Genomic DNA, 15586 nt, shown 5'->3' with positions numbered 1-15586 from the left:
CGAGGTTTGCCGGCCGGCTACCGCTTCTCGATCCCCGGAATGCCGGCAATCTGCTCGACGAGAAAGTCGACCAGCAGCCGCACCCGGGCAATGCCCGCACGCTCCGGAACGATCAGCATGTTCAGCGGGACGGGAGGCGGAAAATAGCCCATGACCACCTCCAGCCGGCCGGCCGTCAGAAGATCGTCGACAAGCCAGTGGTGCGCGGGTGCGATGCCGCGTCCGGCGACAAGGGCTTCGCGCGCGGCAAGCCCATGGTCGACCCGAAATCGCCCGTCAAAGGGCACCGCAAAGCTCTCGCCGTCCGGCCCCTGCAGGACGAGCATGTCGCTTCCCGCGATGTTCGACATCCGGATGCCGTCATGGCCAGGCAGATCCTGCGGGACAGCCGGTCTGCCCTGCGCCGCCAGATAGGCCGGCGCCGCCACCAGCAAACGCCGGGACTGGCCGAGCGCCCGCAGCTTCATCGAGCTGTCGGTGAGCGGACCGAGGCGAAGCGCGATGTCGACTCCCTCCCGCACGAGATCGATGCGCTCGTCGGTGAGGCTGAGATCGATGCCGATGTCGGGATAGCGGTCCTGAAAGGCGAAGATCAGCCGGCTGACATGCAAGACCCCGAGCGCCGCCGTGCAGGATATCCGGATCGTGCCGGCCGACGCGCCGCGCGTGCCCCGCGCCTCATCGCCGGCCTGCTCAACGAGGCGCAGGATCTGGACGCTGTCGGCGTAGTAACGGCTGCCTTCATCGGTCATCGTGACACGCCGGGTGGTCCTGCTGAGCAGGGGCACGCCGACGGCCTCCTCGAGTTCCCGCAAATGCCGTGTGATCGTCGACTGCCCAACTCCGAGCTCGCGCGCCACCGCCGAGAGGCTGCCGCGCTCGGCGACGCGAACGAAGGTGCGCATGCGTTCGAGGGTGACGTCCGATCTATCCATTATTCGGCATTATCTTATACATTCACTACATATAGCGGATCAGCCCACGGCTGGATACCTTTGGTGTCTATCGCCCTTCTTCGGAGTAGACCCATGAAAGTCCTGCTTGTTTTTGCTCATCCTGAACCGCGTTCGCTCAACGGCGCGTTGCGTGACGTCGCCATCAGGGAACTCGAGGCCCAGGGCCACGAGGTGCGGGTGTCCGACCTCTATGCCGATGGCTGGAAATCCGAGGTAGACCGTGCCGACTTTCCGTCGTGGCCGCCCGAAGCACGTTTCCTGCCGGCCGGCGCCTCCAAAAAGGCTTTTGCGAGCGGCACTCTGACCGGTGACGTCAAAGCCGAGATCGACAAGCTGCTATGGGCCGATACCCTGATCCTCCAGTTCCCGTTGTGGTGGTACGCCATGCCGGCGATCCTCAAGGGCTGGGTCGATCGGGTGTACGCCTACGGCTTCGCCTATGGCGTCGGCGAGCACAGCGACAAGCGGTGGGGTGACCGCTTTGGTGAGGGAACGCTCGCCGGCAAGCGCGCGATGCTGATCGTGACCACCGGCGGCTGGGAGGAGCATTATTCCGCCCGCGGCGTCAACGGCCCGATCGACGACCTGCTGTTTCCGATCAATCACGGAATTCTCTACTATCCGGGCTACGACGTGCTTCCGCCGTTCGTGGTCTACAGGGTGGACCGTTTCGGGGAGGCGGATTTCGAGCCTGTCGCGGAGCGACTGCGCGAAAGGATGCGAACGCTCGAGACAATCCGGCCCATTCCTTATCGGCAGCAGAATGGCGGCGATTACTTGATCCCAAGCATGCAATTGCGCCCCGGCTTGGAGAACCCGGGTGCGAACGCCTTTGCGCTTCACGAGGATCGCGCCGGCGCCGCCGGCCAGCCCGATCAGGACAGCCGGGCAATGATGGTGCGCAGCGCCTCGCCGAAGCGCCGGACTTCCTCGATCGTATTGTAATGCACCAGCGAGGCGCGCACGGCGCCGCTGTCCATGCTGAGGTTGAGCCGCTTCATCAGGCGCGGCGCATACATGTGGCCGTCGCGAATGCCGATCTGCATCTCGGCCATCTCCTCGACGATCCTCTGCGGCGACAGCGTGCCGATGTTGAAGCAGAAGGTCGGCACGCGCTCGCTGAGGCGTGCCTCTTCGGCCACGCCGTAGATCGTCGCGCCGCAATCTTTGAGCACCGCCAGCATTTCGCGCGCCAGCACCTGCTCGTAGTCGCGGATGGCATTCATGCCGGCGACGATGTTGTCGCGGCGCGACCGATTATTGGCTGGAGCGAAATTGCGGCCGATCGATTCGAGGTAGCGCACCGCGGCATCCATGCCGGAGACGTTTTCGTAGATGAACGTGCCGGCCTCGATCTTGTAAGGCGGCTCGTCGGGGATGAAATCCTCGCGGAAGGTCGGCAAGCGCTTCAGCGTTTCGAAGCGGCCCCACAGGAAGCCCATGTGCGGCGAGAAATTCTTGTAGCCGGAGCAGACCAGATAGTCGCAGTCCCAGGCCTGCACATCGATCAGCCCGTGCGGCCCGTAATGCACGCAGTCGAGGAACACTTCAGCGCCTGCCGCATGCGCAATCCCAGCCACGGAGGCAACGTCGACAATCGAGCCGATCGAATGCGCCGTCACCGTGCAGGCGACGAGCCGGGTGCGCTCGGAGACCAGCGGGCGCAAATCATCGGCATGCAGATTGCCGTCATCGCGCATCCGCCACCATTTGAACTTGGCGCCGGCGGGCGCCAGCGCCAGCCACGTCGCGATATTGGCGTCGTGATCCATGTCGGTGATGACGATCTCGTCACGGTCCCCGTTTGCGCGCTCAGAAAGCATCTGGCCGATGCCGAGGCTGACCAGGCGGATGAACGAAGTGGCGTTCATGCCGAAACAGATCTCCGCCGGGTTGGCGGCGTTGATCAGCAAGGCCACGCTTTCGCGCGCGCCGGCGACGGCTTGGTCGACGGTGACGCTGCGGCCATAGCGGCCGCCGCGCTGCACATTATGCGCGACCAAATGGTTGGTGACCGCATCGAGCACGCTTTGCGGGATCTGCGCGCCGGCGGCGTTGTCCATGAAGACGAAGTCGCCCGCCTTCTGCAAGGCGGGAAACATCGCGCGGATCGTCTCGACCGGGAACGCTGCGGCATCGCCGGTTTTCGAAATCTGATGCTGGTTCAAGGTCGTCTCCTGCGAAGTGCCTAACGGATAGGAAAGTTGATATTTAGGAGAATTGGCCGATGGAAATCGTTCGCGCCCTCAGCGGGTCTTTTCGGTCTGGAAGCGGCGTTCCAGGAGGCTGACGAGACGGACCATCGGCCAGAGAAAGATCAGGTAGACCAGCGCCGCGCCGATCAGCGGTGAAGGATTGGCATAGAGCGATTGCGCATTGGTCGCTTCCTTCAGCAGTTCAGGCAATGCTACCGTGGAGGCGAGCGAGGTGTCCTTGAACATCGAAACGCAATTGCTGGTCATCGGTGGAATGACGACGCGGATCGCCTGCGGCAGTACCACCTTGCGCAGGGTCAGCAAGAACGGCAGGCCGAGTGCCTGCGCCGCCTCGAACTGGCCGCGCGGAATGCTTTCTATGCCGGAGCGGAACACCTCGGCCGAATAGGCCGCCATGATGATGGCGAAGGCCATCACCGCGGACGTCCACGATGACAGGCGAATGCCGAGGAACGGCAGCGCATAGTAGATCAGGATCAGCACGACCAGCACCGGCATCGCCCGGAAAATGTCGATGTAGCCGACAGCCAGCAGCCGAAGCGGCTTTGGCGCATAGAGCCGCACTAGGCTGACCGCGAGGCCGACGGGAATACCGATGCCGATGCTCATGATTCCGAGCAGCAGCGTGTTCAGGAAGCCGCGCAGCAGCGCCGGCAGGCTGGAGACCATGACGTCGGCGTTGAAGAAGGTGTCCAGCAGCGACATCGCAGCATTCCCGAAACGTTTGGCGTCCCGCGACGCTCGAGCCCGAGCCCGAAATCCGAAATCGTGCCGGCACGAAAGCCGGCACGACATTTAAGCGCGAACTGCCGTTCAGGCCTTCGGCATAGGCATTTCCTTGACGGTCGAGGAATCGGCCGGTGCGTCGCTGCCGAACCACTTCTTGTGGATCGCGGCCAGCGTGCCGTCCGTCTTCATCGCGGTCAGCGCGTCGTTCAGCTTGCCGAGCAGCGGGTGGTCCTTGGTCATCATCAGGCCGTACTGCTCGCCGGTCTTGATGCGCTCTTTTACCGCCAGATCCTTCATCTTGGTGAAGGAATATTCCAGGCCCGGAATATCGCTGACCACCGCATCGACGCGGCCTGACCCGAGATCGAGCAGCAAATTCTGCTGGGTGTCGTAGCCCTTGACGTCACTGAACCCGTCCGCTTCCTGGTGCGCCTTGACCCAGGCTTCGCCAGTCGAGCCGGACAGCACGCCGACGATCTTGCCCTTGAGGTCGGCCTCGGCCTTGATTGGGCTGTCGGCCTTCGCGGCGATGCCCATGTCGGAATCATAGTAGGGCTGCGTGAACGACTGCGACTTCAGCCGCTCCGGCGTGATGGTGATCGACGAGATGGCGACGTCGATGCGCTTCGAGGTGGTGGCGGCGAACAGCGCCTGGAAACCGAGGTCGGCGATATCAGTGGTCATGCCGATACGCTTTGCCGCTTCGTTGATGATGTCGACTTCGAAACCCTCGAATGTGCCGCTCTCGTTCTTGTATTCAAAAGGCGGATTGGTCGGATAGGCGCCGACATTCAGCGTGCCTTCGGCATAGGCCGGGCCGCCGGCGATGCCGATAGCGGCAGCAACAAGAAGCAGGTTGCGACGGGTGAAGTTCATTTTCGTTCCCTCTGGTTGTGATCGGGCGGGTTTGGCCCCGCACGGTTTTGATGCGCCAAGTGACCGGACTGCTGGAAAGCCCTCCCGGCACGGCAGTCGCAAGACATCGGATGCTATCCAAAGTACCGCGCTTTTCAAGGCGAAAGTTTTAAGCTTAAAAAATTGCGCATGTTGCCGTCAGTCCGGAATAACCGCCGTGGCCTGGATCTCAACCTTGGCGCGATCCTCGACCAGCGCCATCACCTGCATGGCGGCCATCGCCGGAAAATGCCGGCCGATCACCTCGCGATAGACCTCGCCGATCCCCCTGAGATTGGCCAAATATTCTGCCTTGTCGGTAAAGTACCAGGTCATCGAGGTGATATGCTCCGGCTTGGCGCCGGCCTCGGCGAGCACAGCAACAATATTGGCCAGCGTCTGCCGCACCTGGCCGACAAAATCATCGGTCTCGAAGCGGCCCTGCCCGTTCCAGCCGACCTGCCCGCCGACGAAGACAAGCTGCCCACGCGCGGCGACGCCATTGGCGTAGCCGACGGGTTTCGCCCAGCCTTCCGGCTGCAGGATGGTGTGCATATCAAAGCCTCCCAATGCTCAAATCCGGTCGCTCAAAACTCGAAGACAATCAATTCTTCCACATAAACTCCGGTCTCAGGCCGCTCCCAATACCTGTCGCGCAATCACCACCTTCTGCACGTCCGACGCCCCCTCGTAGATGCGCAGCGCCCGGATCTCGCGATACAGGCTTTCAACGATATGGCCCCTGCGGACGCCGTCGCCGCCATGCAGCTGCACAGCCTTGTCGATCACCGCTTGCGCTTTGTCGGTAGCGAACAGCTTGGCCATGGCGGCTTCGCGGGTAACCCGAGCGGCCCCCATGTCCTTGGTCCAAGCGGCGCGGTAGACCAGCAAGGCGGCGGCATCGACATCCAGCGCCATGTCGGCAATGTGGCCCTGCACCATCTGCAGCTCGGCCATCGGTGCACCGAACAGCCTGCGCTCGGCCACTCTTTTGATGCTTTCGTCCAGCGCGCGCCGGGCAAAGCCGAGCGCCGCTGCGCCGACAGTCGAACGGAACACGTCGAGCACGGACATGGCGATGCGAAAACCGTCACCGGGTTTGCCGATCAGCGCCGAGGCTGGAACGCGTGCATTGTCGAAAAATAGCCGGGCGAGCGGGTGCGGCGCGATCACTTCCAGCCGCTCGGCGACGATCAGCCCCTCGGTTTCGGAAGGCACGACAAAGGCGGAAAGCCCCTTGGCGCCGGGCGCCTCGCCGGTGCGGGCAAAGACAACATAAAAGTCAGCGATACCGCCGTTGGAGATCCAGGTCTTTTCGCCAGACAAGAGATAGCTGTCGCGGTCACGTGTGGCCGTCATTTCCATATTGGCAACGTCCGAGCCAGAACGCGGCTCCGACAGCGCGAAAGCCGAAATCGCCTTGCCAGCCCGTGTCTTCGCCAGCCAATGCTGCTGGTCGGGCGAGCCGAACAGGCTGAGCGCACCAGTGCCGAGCCCTTGCATGGCGAAGGCGAAATCGGCCAGCCCGTCATGCCGGGCCAGCGTCTCGCGTGTGAGGCAGAGCGTGCGCACGTCGAGCGGTGAGGGGTTGTCGGTATCGAGCGCCGTCGGCTTCAGCCAGCCGTCCTTGCCGAGCTTGGCCACCAGCTCGCGGCAGGCGGCGTCGACGTCGTCATGCGCGACCGGCAGGTTCTTGGCGCACCATGCCTCCAGCCGCTCCGCCAACTCGCGGTGGCGATCCTCGAAGAACGGCCAGGAGAGGAAGGAACGGTCAGGCATTGCTGCCTCCACAGTTCTCCGGCCCTGGCGCTCCACGGCGCCCCCCTCTGTCCTGCCGGACATCTCCCCCTCTAGGGGGGAGATTGGCGGCTTCGCTGCCACGGCTCTCCCTGCGATGTTGGAGATTGGCGAAAGCGGGCCTGACATCCAATCTCCCCCCTTGAGGGGGAGATGGCCGGCAGGCCAGAGGGGGGTTCTGTCCCGCCAGCGTGCCCACGGAAACGATCATCCTCAATCCCCCTCGAACACCGGCTTCTCCTTGGCCACGAAAGCCGTGTACGCTCGCTCGAAGTCACGGGTCTGCATGCAGATCGCCTGCGCCTGCGCTTCCGCTTCGATCGCCTGGTCAAGCCCCATCGACCATTCCTGGTTCAGCTGCGTCTTGGTCATGCCATGGGCGAAGGTCGGGCCGGAAACGATGCGCGCAGCCATGTCGAGCGCGTCGGCCTCGAGCGTTGCGGCATCGACCAGCCGGTTGTAGAAGCCCCAGCGCTCGCCTTCCTCGGCGCTCATCGTGCGGCCGGTATAGAGCAGCTCGGCGGCGCGACCCTGGCCAATGATGCGTGGCAGGATCGCGCAGGCGCCCATGTCACAGCCGGCAAGGCCGACGCGGGTGAACAGGAATGCCGTCTTGGCTTGAGGTGTGGCGATGCGGATATCGGAAGCCATGGCGATAATCGCGCCGGCGCCAACCGCCACGCCGTCGACCGCCGCGATAATCGGCTTGCCGCAATTCAGCATCGCCTTGACGAAATCGCCGGTCATGCGGGTGAAGGCGAGCAGCGCCTTCATATCCATCTCGACCAGCGGGCCGATGATGTCGTGGACATCGCCGCCCGAGCAGAAATTGCCGCCATTGGGAAGGAACACCACCGCATCGACATCGTCGGCATAGACGAGATCGCGAAAAATGTCGCGCAATTCGGCATAGCTGTCGAAGGTCAACGGGTTCTTGCGCTCCGGCCGATCGAGCCGGATCTTTGCGACCTTGCCTTCGACCTGCCAGAGGAAATGCTTCGGCTTGCGGCCCGCCATGTCAGTCATTCCCGTCCCTCCCAATTGCTGCGGAAGGAGGTCAGCATGCCGGTCAGCCGGCGCGCCTCGTCCTCGCTCACATTGCCCAGCAATTCGCCGACCCATTTCTCATGCGCGGCGGCGATCACGGCGAAAGTCTTCGACCCTTCTTCGGTCAGCCGCACCATCGAGGTGCGGCGGTCGCCATTGCGTCGGGCTCGCATCACCAACCCTTCCGAGACCAGCCGGTCGATGATGCCGGTGACATTGCCGTTGGACACCAGCAGGAAGCGCGAAAGATCGCTCATCAGCATGCCCTCCGGCGCCCTGTAGAGCGCGGCCATCACGTCGAAGCGTGGCAGCGTTGTGTTGAACTCTTGCCGCAGGCGTTCGCGCAGCTCGGCCTCGATGGTGCGCGAGGCGCGCAGCAGGCGTATCCACAGCCGCAGGCGGTCCTTGCCGGGTCCGGACGGGGCGGGCAGGGGACCGGCTACCATGTCTCACCTCCGGAGATCGAAATCGTCTGCCCGGTGATCGACCGGGCGGCGTCGCTACACAGATAAAGTACCGCGGCCGCAATTTCTTCCGGCTGGATGAAGCGGCCTTGCGGGTTGCTCGCGGCTAGGCTTGTCCGTGCCTGCTCGGACGAGCGGCCGGTCGTTTGGACGATGCGCTGGACGGCGCTCTCCAGCATCTCGGTTTCGACAAACCCTGGGCACACGGCATTCACTGTTATGCCGGACTTGGCGGTCTCGACGGCGAGTGCCCGCATCAGGCCGACGACGCCATGCTTGGCGGCAACGTAAGCTGCGACATAGGGATAACCTTTCAGTCCGGCGGTGGAAGCGACGAAGATGAGACGGCCAGCCTTGCGCACCGCCATGCCGGCCAACGCCGGCTTCATCGTCAGGAACGCACCGGTCAGGTTGACGTCGAGCGTGCGCTGCCAGTCTGCCAGCGAGGTCCGCTGCGCCGGGGCACTGCCGGACATGCCGGCATTGGCGACGACGATGTCGAACGCTCCGCGTGCCGCTTCCGCGGCCTCGTAGAGCGACGCCATCGATGCCTCGTCGGTGACGTCGGCGGAAACGGCGAAGATGCGGTTGTTCTCGGCGGCGACCTCGGCAAGCGGTTCTTCACGCCGGCCGCAGATGGTCACGTCGATACCGGCGCCGGCCAGTGCCAGCGCGATTGCGCGGCCGACGCCGGAGCCGCCGCCGGTGACCAGCGCATGCCGCCCCGAAATCGTCGCCGCGGCACTCATACTTTCAACCCCGCTGCCGCTTCGCGCTCGGCCAGCCGGAAGAGCTGGTCGCGGCCGGGCAGATAGGGATCCGGCCATTTGGCGCCGCGATCGCCAAGCGTGACGGCCGCGTGCAGCGTCCAATAGGGATCGGCAAGATGCGGCCTAGCCAGTGCGACGAGATCGGCGCGGCCCGCCATCAGGATCGAGTTGACGTGGTCCGGCTCATAGATATTGCCGACCGCCATCGTCGCCATGCCGACCTCGTTGCGGATGCGATCGGAAAACGGCGTCTGGAACATGCGGCCATAGACCGGTCTTGCCACGGCCGAAGTCTGGCCGGCCGATACGTCGCAGATGTCTACGCCGGCCTCATGCAGCAGCCGCGCGATCTCTACGGCATCGGCCGGCGTCACGCCTTCGATGCCCAGCCAGTCATTGGCGGAGATGCGCGTCGAGATCGGCTTCTCGGCCGGCCACGCGGCGCGCACCGCATGAAAGATTTCCAAGGGATAGCGCATGCGGTTTTCCAGCGAGCCGCCATAGGTGTCGGTGCGCCGGTTGGTCAGGGGCGTGATGAAGGAGGACAGGAGATAGCCGTGCGCGGCGTGGATTTCGAGCATGTCGAAGCCGCAGCGCGCCGCCATCTCGGCCGAGGCGACAAACTGGTCGCGCACCATATCCATGTCGGCGCGGTCCATCGCCTTCGGCACCTGGTTCTCCGGCGACCACGGCACGGAAGACGCCGCCATGACCGGCCAATTGCCTGAGGGCAGCGGCACGTCGGTTCCTTGCCAGCCGAGCCTGGTCGACCCCTTGGCACCGGAATGGCCGATCTGGGCGCAGATCTTGGCCTCGGTTTCGGCATGGACGAACTCGACCAGCCGCTTCCAGGCGACCTCATGCTCGGGCGCATAGAAACCGGGGCAGCCAGGCGTGATGCGGCCCTCCGCGCTGACGCAGGTCATCTCGATGTAGAGGAGGCCGGCGCCGCCCTTGGCCCGTTCGGCGTAATGGGCGAAATGCCAGTCGGTCGGACAGCCGTCGACCGCCTTGTACTGTGCCATCGGCGAGACGACGACGCGGTTCTGCAACGCCATCTCGCGCAGCCGGAACGGCGCGAACATCGGCGCGCGACGCAGATTGTTGCCGCCGGCGCCGGCCTGGCGCTGGTACCACTCCTCGGCGCCGGCCAGCCATTCGGCATCGCGCAGCCGCAAATTCTCGTGACTGATGCGTTGCGAACGCGTCAGCAGCGAATAGTTGAACTGCACCGGATCGAGGCCGAGATAGCGCTCGACCTCCTCGAACCATTCGAGCGAATTGCGCGCCGCCGACTGCAGCTTCAGCACTTCGGTGCGGCGGGCGTCCTCATATTTGCGGAAGGCTGCCTCGAGGTCCGGCTCGGACTCGACATAGTCGGCCAGCGCCACCGCGCTTTCCAGCGCCAGCTTGGTGCCGGAGCCGATCGAGAAATGCGCGCTCGCCGCCGCGTCGCCCATCAGCGCCAGGTTCTTGTAGGACCAGCGTTCGCACAAGACGCGCGGGAAATTGATCCAGGCCGAGCCGCGGATATGATTTGCGTTGGTCATCAGCGCGTGGCCGCCGAGATGGCGGGCAAAGATGCGCTCGCAGACGGCAATCGATTCCTGCTGCGACATCGCGCCGAAGCCGAAGCGCTGCCAGGTCTGCTCGCTGCATTCGACGATGAAGGTCGCGGTATCACTGTCGAACTGGTAGGCATGCGCCCACACCCAGCCATTTTCGGTCTTTTCGAAGATGAAGGTGAAGGCGTCGTCGAATTTCTGACGGGTGCCGAGCCAGACGAACTTGCATTTACGGATGTCGATATCGGGCTTGAACACGTCGACGAAGGCGCCCCGCGCTTTCGAGTTCAGCCCGTCGGCGGCGACGACCAGGTCGTGCGTCTCCATATATGGCTTGGGATCGGCGATATCGGTCTCGAACACCAGCTTGACGCCGAGTTCGCGCGCCCGCCGCTGCAGCAGGGTGAGCAGCCGCTTGCGGCCGATGCCGCAAAAGCCGTGACCGGTCGAGACCGTGCGCACGCCGTCATGGATGACGGCGATATCGTCCCAATAGGCGAAATGCTTGCGGATCCAGATGGCGCTGACCGGGTCGTTCTTGGTCAGGTTCTCCAGCGTTTCGGCCGACAGCACGACGCCCCAGCCGAACGTATCATCGGCACGGTTGCGCTCGAACACCGTCACGTCATGCGCGGCATCCCGGAGCTTCAGCGAGATGGCAAAGTAGAGCCCGGCTGGTCCGCCGCCGAGAACCGCAACTTTCATCGTGCGATCTCCTCTTCGCTTCTGTCCGTCGAGTTTACGCCTGAGGCGGATTAATTCAAGCTTGAAGTTTCAGGATTGAAACAATCTGCCTCAGAAGCCCAGCTCGCCGGCAGTCGGCTTGCGCAGGCCAAGGACGTCCCGGGCTATTTTTCCGGGTTCTTCGGGCTCCACAGCACCGTCTCCGCATCTTTTTCATAGGCCATGCCATTGGGATAGCTGATCGCTTCCAACTGCAAGCCCCAGGGCGCCTGGAAGTAGAGGATGGTCTGGCCGGCGGCCGGGCCTTCGGTAACCGGCAGCGGCCCCATTCGCGTCTTGACGCCCTTGCCGTCAAGATAGGCTTTTGCGGCGGCGATATCGTCGACATAGAAGGCGATATGGAAGCCGCCTATGTCGCTGTTGCGCGGCGTCAGGTCCTTCTGGTCCGGCGCTGTGTATTTGAACAGCTCGATGTTCGACCCGTGTCCGCAGCGGACCAGGGTGATCTCCTCGATCACCGCCTTGGGATCGACGCCCAGCAGATCCTGCATGAACGTGCCCTTGTCGTCGGCGAACGGGCCGAACGACATCGCCTTCTTGCAGCCGACCACCTCGGTAAAGAAACCGACGGCCTGCTGCATGTCGGGGACGGTGACGCCGGTGTGGTCGTGGCCACGCATGCCGGGTATCGAATCAGCCGAGGCTGCTCCCATCGAGCCGAGCAGAGCGGCCGCAAGCATTGTATTTCTGACTGCGTATTTCATTCCAGTTCTCCTCCGTTTCGTGAGCTGACTTGTCGACGCACGCCCGAGGCCCGCTCTTCGGCGTGCGAATAGGATTGTGCTTCATGCCGGCGCCTTTGCGGCGGGAAGTAGCCAGCCGTCATCGATCTCGGGCAGCGGAATGGCGGCGAGGAGGTCGCGCGTGTAGGCCTGCTGCGGGTGCTCGAACAAAGTATCCGTCGCGCTGGCTTCGACGATCGCGCCTTCGCGCATGACGATCACTTGCCGGCACAGCCGCCGGATCACCGACAGATCATGGCTGATGAAGGCAACGGTCAGGCCCATTTCGGCGGCGAGTTTTTCCAGCAGCGTCAGGATCTGCGCCTGCGTCGACACGTCGAGGCCGGAGACGATTTCGTCGGCCAGCACGAATTTCGGCGACAGCGCCAGCGCCCGGGCAATGCCGACGCGCTGGCGCTGGCCGCCCGACAGTTCGTGGCGGTAGCGGCTGGCAAAGCTTTGCGGCAGGCCGACGCGCTGCAATGCCTCCGCGACACGCCCCTTGAGATTGTCGCCAAATCCGTTCTGCTTGAGCGGTGCTGCGATGATGCTGAAGATGGTGCGGCGCGGATTGAGCGACGACATCGGATCCTGGAAGATCATCTGCAGATTACGGCGCAGCGGCCGGAGCTCGGCCTCAGGCAGATGTGTGATGTCGCGGCCGTCGAAGATGACGTTGCCGGCACTGGGCTCCAGAAGCCGCACCAACGCGCGGCCAAGCGTCGATTTGCCGGAGCCGGATTCGCCGACGATGCCGGTCACCGAGCCCCTGGGCAGGTCGAAATCGAGGCCTTTCAGGATCTCGGCCAGCGGCGCCCGGCCGATCAGCGGCTTGCGCGTCATATCGGGCAACGCAACCTTGAGCCCGCGCACGGAAAACAGCGGCTCAGCCATGCGGCCGTCTCCAGGCCTGGTCTGCTGCGGCGATCTCCGCCGCCAGTCCGGCCAATACCGCCTCGTCCACCGGTTTCAGCGAAGCGTATGGATCGGTGTAGCGCGGCGTCGCCGCCATCAGCGCCCGCGTATAGGGGTGTCGTGGGGCGGCGAAGAGGGCAGCCGTCTTGGCCTCCTCCACCACCTTGCCGGCATAGAGCACCGAAACTTTCTGGCTGATCTTGGCGACGACGCCGAGATCGTGGGTAACGAACAGGATCGCCGTGCCATGCTCGCGCTGCAATTGCGCGATCAGCCGCAAGATCTGCTTCTGCACGGTCACATCGAGCGCCGTGGTCGGCTCGTCGGCGACGATCAGCCTTGGTTCGGCTGCGAACGCCGCGGCGATCAGCACGCGCTGGCGCATGCCGCCGGACAGCTCATGCGGATAGCATTTGAGGACACGCTCGGGGTCGCGGATCTGCACCTCGTCCAGCAATTGGCGGATGCGTGCATCGGCCTTCTCACCGCTCCAGCCGAGGATGCGCACCAGGCGGTCGGTCATCTGCGGGCCGATGCGCCGTGACGGATTGAGCGCCGTCAGCGGGTCTTGCGGGATCAGCGCCGTGCGCGCGCCGATCAGGGTGCGCCTTGCCTTGGGCTGAAGGCGGCCGAGGTCCTCGCCCTCGAGCAGCATATCGCCTCCGACGATGCGCACGCTCGGGGGCAGCACGCCGAGCACCGCCTTGCCGATCATCGTCTTGCCGGCGCCGCTCTCGCCGACCAGCGCGCGAACTTCTCCGGGCTCGACGGCGAGTGACACCGAGCGCAGCACGCGCAACCCATTAGGCAGCACCGCGCTAAGGTCGCGTATGTCGAGGCAGGATTTCGCCAGCGCGTTCATCGCAGCACCGGATCGAAACGTGCCCGGAGACCTTCGCCGAACTGGCTGAACGACAGCACCGTCAGGATCAGGGTGACCAGCGGGAACACCAGCACCCACCAGGCCTGATGGATCGACAGGCGGCCCTCGGCGATGATGCCGCCCCAGGTCGGGTCGTCGGTCGAGATCGACAGATTGACGAAGGACAGGATCGCCTCGACGATGACGGCAATGCCCATCTCCAGCGACAGCAGTGCCACGATCGACGGCACCACATTGGGCAGCACCTCGCGCAGCATGATGCCGATGCGGCCATAGCCGGCGATGCGGGCGTTCTCGACATAATCCATGCGCGACTGGCCCATCGTCTCGGCGCGGATCACCCGGCAGAAGCGCGTCCAGTCGATGACGGCGATGGCGATGATGACCGAGCTCAAGCCGGTGCCGAGCACGGCAACCAGAAGGATGGCAAACAGCACCGGCGGAAACGCCATCCAGACATCGACAACGCGGGAGATGATGCGGTCGGCCCAGCCGCCGAAATAGCCGGCGATCAGGCCGAGCGCCGAGCCGACCAGGCAGGCGGCGATGGCGGCGGCGAAGGCGACGATGAAGGCGATGCGGGCACCGAAGATCAGCCGCGACAGGAGATCGCGGCCGAGGCTGTCGGTGCCGAGCCAGTAGCCGGGCTCTGCTCCGCTCAGCCAGAACGGCGGCAGGCGCTCCAGCATCAAGTCCTGCGCCAGCGGGTCCTGCGGTGCGACCAGCGGCGCAAAAATTGCAGCCAGCAGCGCAATCAGCAGCCAGCCGCCGGCCAGCCATAGGCGTGCCCGCGAGCCATGTCTTGAAATACGGGCCTCATCCATGGCGCAGCCTCGGATTGAGCAGCGCATACATCATATCGACGGCAAGGTTGATCAGCACGAACAGCAGCGCGAAAACCAGCACGATGCCCTGGATCAGCGGCAGGTCGCGGTTGATGACGGCATCGATCGCCATGTTGCCGAGACCCTCATAGGAAAACAGCCGCTCGACGATGACCGTGCCGCCGATCAGGAAGGTGAATTGCACGCCGACCAGGGTAAGCGTCGGCAGCGCCGCGTTCTTCAGCGCTTCGCGCAGGATGACCTGCGTTTCCGAAAACCCCTTCACCCGCGCCAGCACGACATAGTCGAGGTCGAGCACTTCCTTCAGCGACTGTTTGAGCAACTGCGAGATAATCGCGGCCAGCGGCAGCGCCAGCGCGATCGCCGGCATCAGCATGTGCGCCAAAAGGTCCCTGGTCAGGTCGAAGCGCAGTCGCACAATGCTTTCGAACAGATAGAATTGCGTGGCGAAGGGCAGGTCGAGCTGCGGCGACACCCGGCCGGAAATGTCGAAGATAGGCACCAGCACGCCGAACAACAGGATCAGCACCAGACCCCACAGGAAATCGGGAATCGAGAGCGCCGCACCGCTGGCAATGTCGATGCCGGCCTCGACCGCGGTGCCGCGCTCGCGCGCGCCGAGGATTGCCGTCGTGCCGCCGATCGCCACCGCCATCACAAGCGCGACGACGGCGAGTTCCAGCGTCGCCGGGAGGCGATTGAAGACCAGCCCGAGCACATCCTGTCGCAATGAGATCGACGTGCCGAAATCGCCCCTGACGACACCGGCCAGCCAGATGAAGAATTGCTGGACGATGGTCTTGTCGAGCCCGTAGAGCGCGCGCAGCCGCGCGATGTCGGTATCGGTGGCGCCAGGCGGCAGCATCATCGCGATCGGGTCGCCCGGCGCGACGCGGATGACGACGAAGACGACGACGGCCACACCGAACAGCGTGATCGCCATCGTCAGAAGACGGATCAGGAATCTTTGCAGCAGCATGGTCGCCCGTGGCGGAAAATGCGCGCCGTCATTCCGGACGGCGCGCGGCAAGCCGAAGAC

The 15586-nt window shown here is 64.2% G+C and carries 16 protein-coding genes; 1 reads left to right on the top strand and 15 read right to left on the bottom strand.

Annotation, left to right across the window (positions count from 1 at the left end; all coding sequences use genetic code 11):
• Positions 1 to 17: 17 nt before the first annotated feature.
• Positions 18 to 935 (bottom strand): LysR family transcriptional regulator, encoded by a 918-nt coding sequence (locus NKJ40_RS19920; RefSeq protein WP_352467505.1) that lies wholly within the window; start codon positions 933 to 935, stop codon positions 18 to 20.
• Positions 936 to 1028: 93 nt separating this feature from the next.
• Between NKJ40_RS19920 and NKJ40_RS19915 the strand changes: the two genes are divergently transcribed.
• Positions 1029 to 1901, top strand: coding sequence for an NAD(P)H-dependent oxidoreductase (locus NKJ40_RS19915; RefSeq protein ID WP_352467504.1), 873 nt, complete (start codon positions 1029 to 1031; stop codon positions 1899 to 1901).
• On the opposite strand, the gene NKJ40_RS19910 is transcribed toward NKJ40_RS19915, so the two are convergent.
• The 14 genes from NKJ40_RS19910 to NKJ40_RS19845 form a co-directional block, all read right to left on the bottom strand.
• Positions 1832 to 3124: a cysteine desulfurase-like protein gene (locus tag NKJ40_RS19910; protein WP_352467503.1), complete on the bottom strand. Its 1293-nt coding sequence runs from the start codon at positions 3122 to 3124 to the stop codon at positions 1832 to 1834. The genes NKJ40_RS19915 and NKJ40_RS19910 overlap by 70 nt on opposite strands.
• Positions 3125 to 3202: 78 nt before the next feature.
• On the bottom strand, positions 3203 to 3877 hold the full coding sequence (locus NKJ40_RS19905) for an amino acid ABC transporter permease (RefSeq protein ID WP_352467502.1): 675 nt from the start codon (positions 3875 to 3877) through the stop codon (positions 3203 to 3205).
• Between the two features lie 108 nt (positions 3878 to 3985).
• Positions 3986 to 4777: an ABC transporter substrate-binding protein gene (locus NKJ40_RS19900; protein WP_352467501.1), complete on the bottom strand. Its 792-nt coding sequence runs from the start codon at positions 4775 to 4777 to the stop codon at positions 3986 to 3988.
• Between the two features lie 177 nt (positions 4778 to 4954).
• Positions 4955 to 5350: a RidA family protein gene (locus NKJ40_RS19895; RefSeq protein WP_352467500.1), complete on the bottom strand. Its 396-nt coding sequence runs from the start codon at positions 5348 to 5350 to the stop codon at positions 4955 to 4957.
• A gap of 75 nt (positions 5351 to 5425) precedes the next feature.
• Complete coding sequence (locus NKJ40_RS19890) at positions 5426 to 6574, bottom strand: acyl-CoA dehydrogenase family protein (RefSeq protein WP_352467499.1); 1149 nt, start codon at positions 6572 to 6574, stop codon at positions 5426 to 5428.
• A gap of 231 nt (positions 6575 to 6805) precedes the next feature.
• Positions 6806 to 7618 carry an enoyl-CoA hydratase family protein gene (locus NKJ40_RS19885; RefSeq protein ID WP_352467498.1) on the bottom strand — a complete coding sequence of 271 codons (813 nt, stop codon included), beginning with the start codon at positions 7616 to 7618 and terminating at the stop codon, positions 6806 to 6808.
• Entirely contained in the window at positions 7615 to 8085 is a 471-nt protein-coding gene (locus tag NKJ40_RS19880; RefSeq protein ID WP_254816232.1) for a MarR family winged helix-turn-helix transcriptional regulator, read from the bottom strand. The genes NKJ40_RS19885 and NKJ40_RS19880 overlap by 4 nt, the downstream gene beginning before the upstream one ends.
• Positions 8079 to 8852 (bottom strand): SDR family NAD(P)-dependent oxidoreductase, encoded by a 774-nt coding sequence (locus NKJ40_RS19875; protein WP_352467497.1) that lies wholly within the window; start codon positions 8850 to 8852, stop codon positions 8079 to 8081. Before NKJ40_RS19875 ends, NKJ40_RS19880 begins: the two co-directional genes overlap by 7 nt.
• The gene (locus NKJ40_RS19870; RefSeq protein ID WP_352467496.1) at positions 8849 to 11143 is read right to left on the bottom strand and encodes a bifunctional salicylyl-CoA 5-hydroxylase/oxidoreductase; all 2295 of its coding nucleotides are present in this window, start codon (positions 11141 to 11143) and stop codon (positions 8849 to 8851) included. Before NKJ40_RS19870 ends, NKJ40_RS19875 begins: the two co-directional genes overlap by 4 nt.
• Before the next feature lie 143 nt (positions 11144 to 11286).
• Complete coding sequence (locus tag NKJ40_RS19865; RefSeq protein WP_352467495.1) at positions 11287 to 11886, bottom strand: VOC family protein; 600 nt, start codon at positions 11884 to 11886, stop codon at positions 11287 to 11289.
• An 81-nt stretch (positions 11887 to 11967) separates the two neighbouring features.
• On the bottom strand, positions 11968 to 12798 hold the full coding sequence (locus tag NKJ40_RS19860) for an ATP-binding cassette domain-containing protein (protein ID WP_352467494.1): 831 nt from the start codon (positions 12796 to 12798) through the stop codon (positions 11968 to 11970).
• The gene (locus NKJ40_RS19855) at positions 12791 to 13681 is read right to left on the bottom strand and encodes an ABC transporter ATP-binding protein (RefSeq protein WP_352467493.1); all 891 of its coding nucleotides are present in this window, start codon (positions 13679 to 13681) and stop codon (positions 12791 to 12793) included. The genes NKJ40_RS19860 and NKJ40_RS19855 overlap by 8 nt, the downstream gene beginning before the upstream one ends.
• Complete coding sequence (locus NKJ40_RS19850; protein WP_352467492.1) at positions 13678 to 14526, bottom strand: ABC transporter permease; 849 nt, start codon at positions 14524 to 14526, stop codon at positions 13678 to 13680. Before NKJ40_RS19850 ends, NKJ40_RS19855 begins: the two co-directional genes overlap by 4 nt.
• Complete coding sequence (locus tag NKJ40_RS19845) at positions 14519 to 15526, bottom strand: ABC transporter permease (RefSeq protein ID WP_352467491.1); 1008 nt, start codon at positions 15524 to 15526, stop codon at positions 14519 to 14521. Before NKJ40_RS19845 ends, NKJ40_RS19850 begins: the two co-directional genes overlap by 8 nt.
• Positions 15527 to 15586 lie beyond the last annotated feature (60 nt).

The sequence above is a fragment of the Mesorhizobium sp. M0119 genome (assembly GCF_040322615.1).
Taxonomy (GTDB): domain Bacteria; phylum Pseudomonadota; class Alphaproteobacteria; order Rhizobiales; family Rhizobiaceae; genus Mesorhizobium.
Note: the sequence above shows the minus strand (reverse complement) of the source record. Positions and strands in the feature narration are given on the sequence as shown.

Excerpts from the sequence above, each read along its gene's own strand:
- NKJ40_RS19920 (WP_352467505.1), bottom strand. The coding sequence starts at position 935 with ATGGATAGATCGGACGTCACCCTCGAACGCATGCGCACCTTCGTTCGC.
- NKJ40_RS19915 (WP_352467504.1), top strand. The coding sequence starts at position 1,029 with ATGAAAGTCCTGCTTGTTTTTGCTCATCCTGAACCGCGTTCGCTCAAC.
- NKJ40_RS19905 (WP_352467502.1), bottom strand. The coding sequence starts at position 3,877 with ATGTCGCTGCTGGACACCTTCTTCAACGCCGACGTCATGGTCTCCAGC.
- NKJ40_RS19900 (WP_352467501.1), bottom strand. The coding sequence starts at position 4,777 with ATGAACTTCACCCGTCGCAACCTGCTTCTTGTTGCTGCCGCTATCGGC.
- NKJ40_RS19895 (WP_352467500.1), bottom strand. The coding sequence starts at position 5,350 with ATGCACACCATCCTGCAGCCGGAAGGCTGGGCGAAACCCGTCGGCTAC.
- NKJ40_RS19890 (WP_352467499.1), bottom strand. The coding sequence starts at position 6,574 with ATGCCTGACCGTTCCTTCCTCTCCTGGCCGTTCTTCGAGGATCGCCAC.
- NKJ40_RS19885 (WP_352467498.1), bottom strand. The coding sequence starts at position 7,618 with ATGACTGACATGGCGGGCCGCAAGCCGAAGCATTTCCTCTGGCAGGTC.
- NKJ40_RS19880 (WP_254816232.1), bottom strand. The coding sequence starts at position 8,085 with ATGGTAGCCGGTCCCCTGCCCGCCCCGTCCGGACCCGGCAAGGACCGC.
- NKJ40_RS19875 (WP_352467497.1), bottom strand. The coding sequence starts at position 8,852 with ATGAGTGCCGCGGCGACGATTTCGGGGCGGCATGCGCTGGTCACCGGC.
- NKJ40_RS19870 (WP_352467496.1), bottom strand. The coding sequence starts at position 11,143 with ATGAAAGTTGCGGTTCTCGGCGGCGGACCAGCCGGGCTCTACTTTGCC.
- NKJ40_RS19865 (WP_352467495.1), bottom strand. The coding sequence starts at position 11,886 with ATGAAATACGCAGTCAGAAATACAATGCTTGCGGCCGCTCTGCTCGGC.
- NKJ40_RS19860 (WP_352467494.1), bottom strand. The coding sequence starts at position 12,798 with ATGGCTGAGCCGCTGTTTTCCGTGCGCGGGCTCAAGGTTGCGTTGCCC.
- NKJ40_RS19855 (WP_352467493.1), bottom strand. The coding sequence starts at position 13,681 with ATGAACGCGCTGGCGAAATCCTGCCTCGACATACGCGACCTTAGCGCG.
- NKJ40_RS19850 (WP_352467492.1), bottom strand. The coding sequence starts at position 14,526 with ATGGATGAGGCCCGTATTTCAAGACATGGCTCGCGGGCACGCCTATGG.
- NKJ40_RS19845 (WP_352467491.1), bottom strand. The coding sequence starts at position 15,526 with ATGCTGCTGCAAAGATTCCTGATCCGTCTTCTGACGATGGCGATCACG.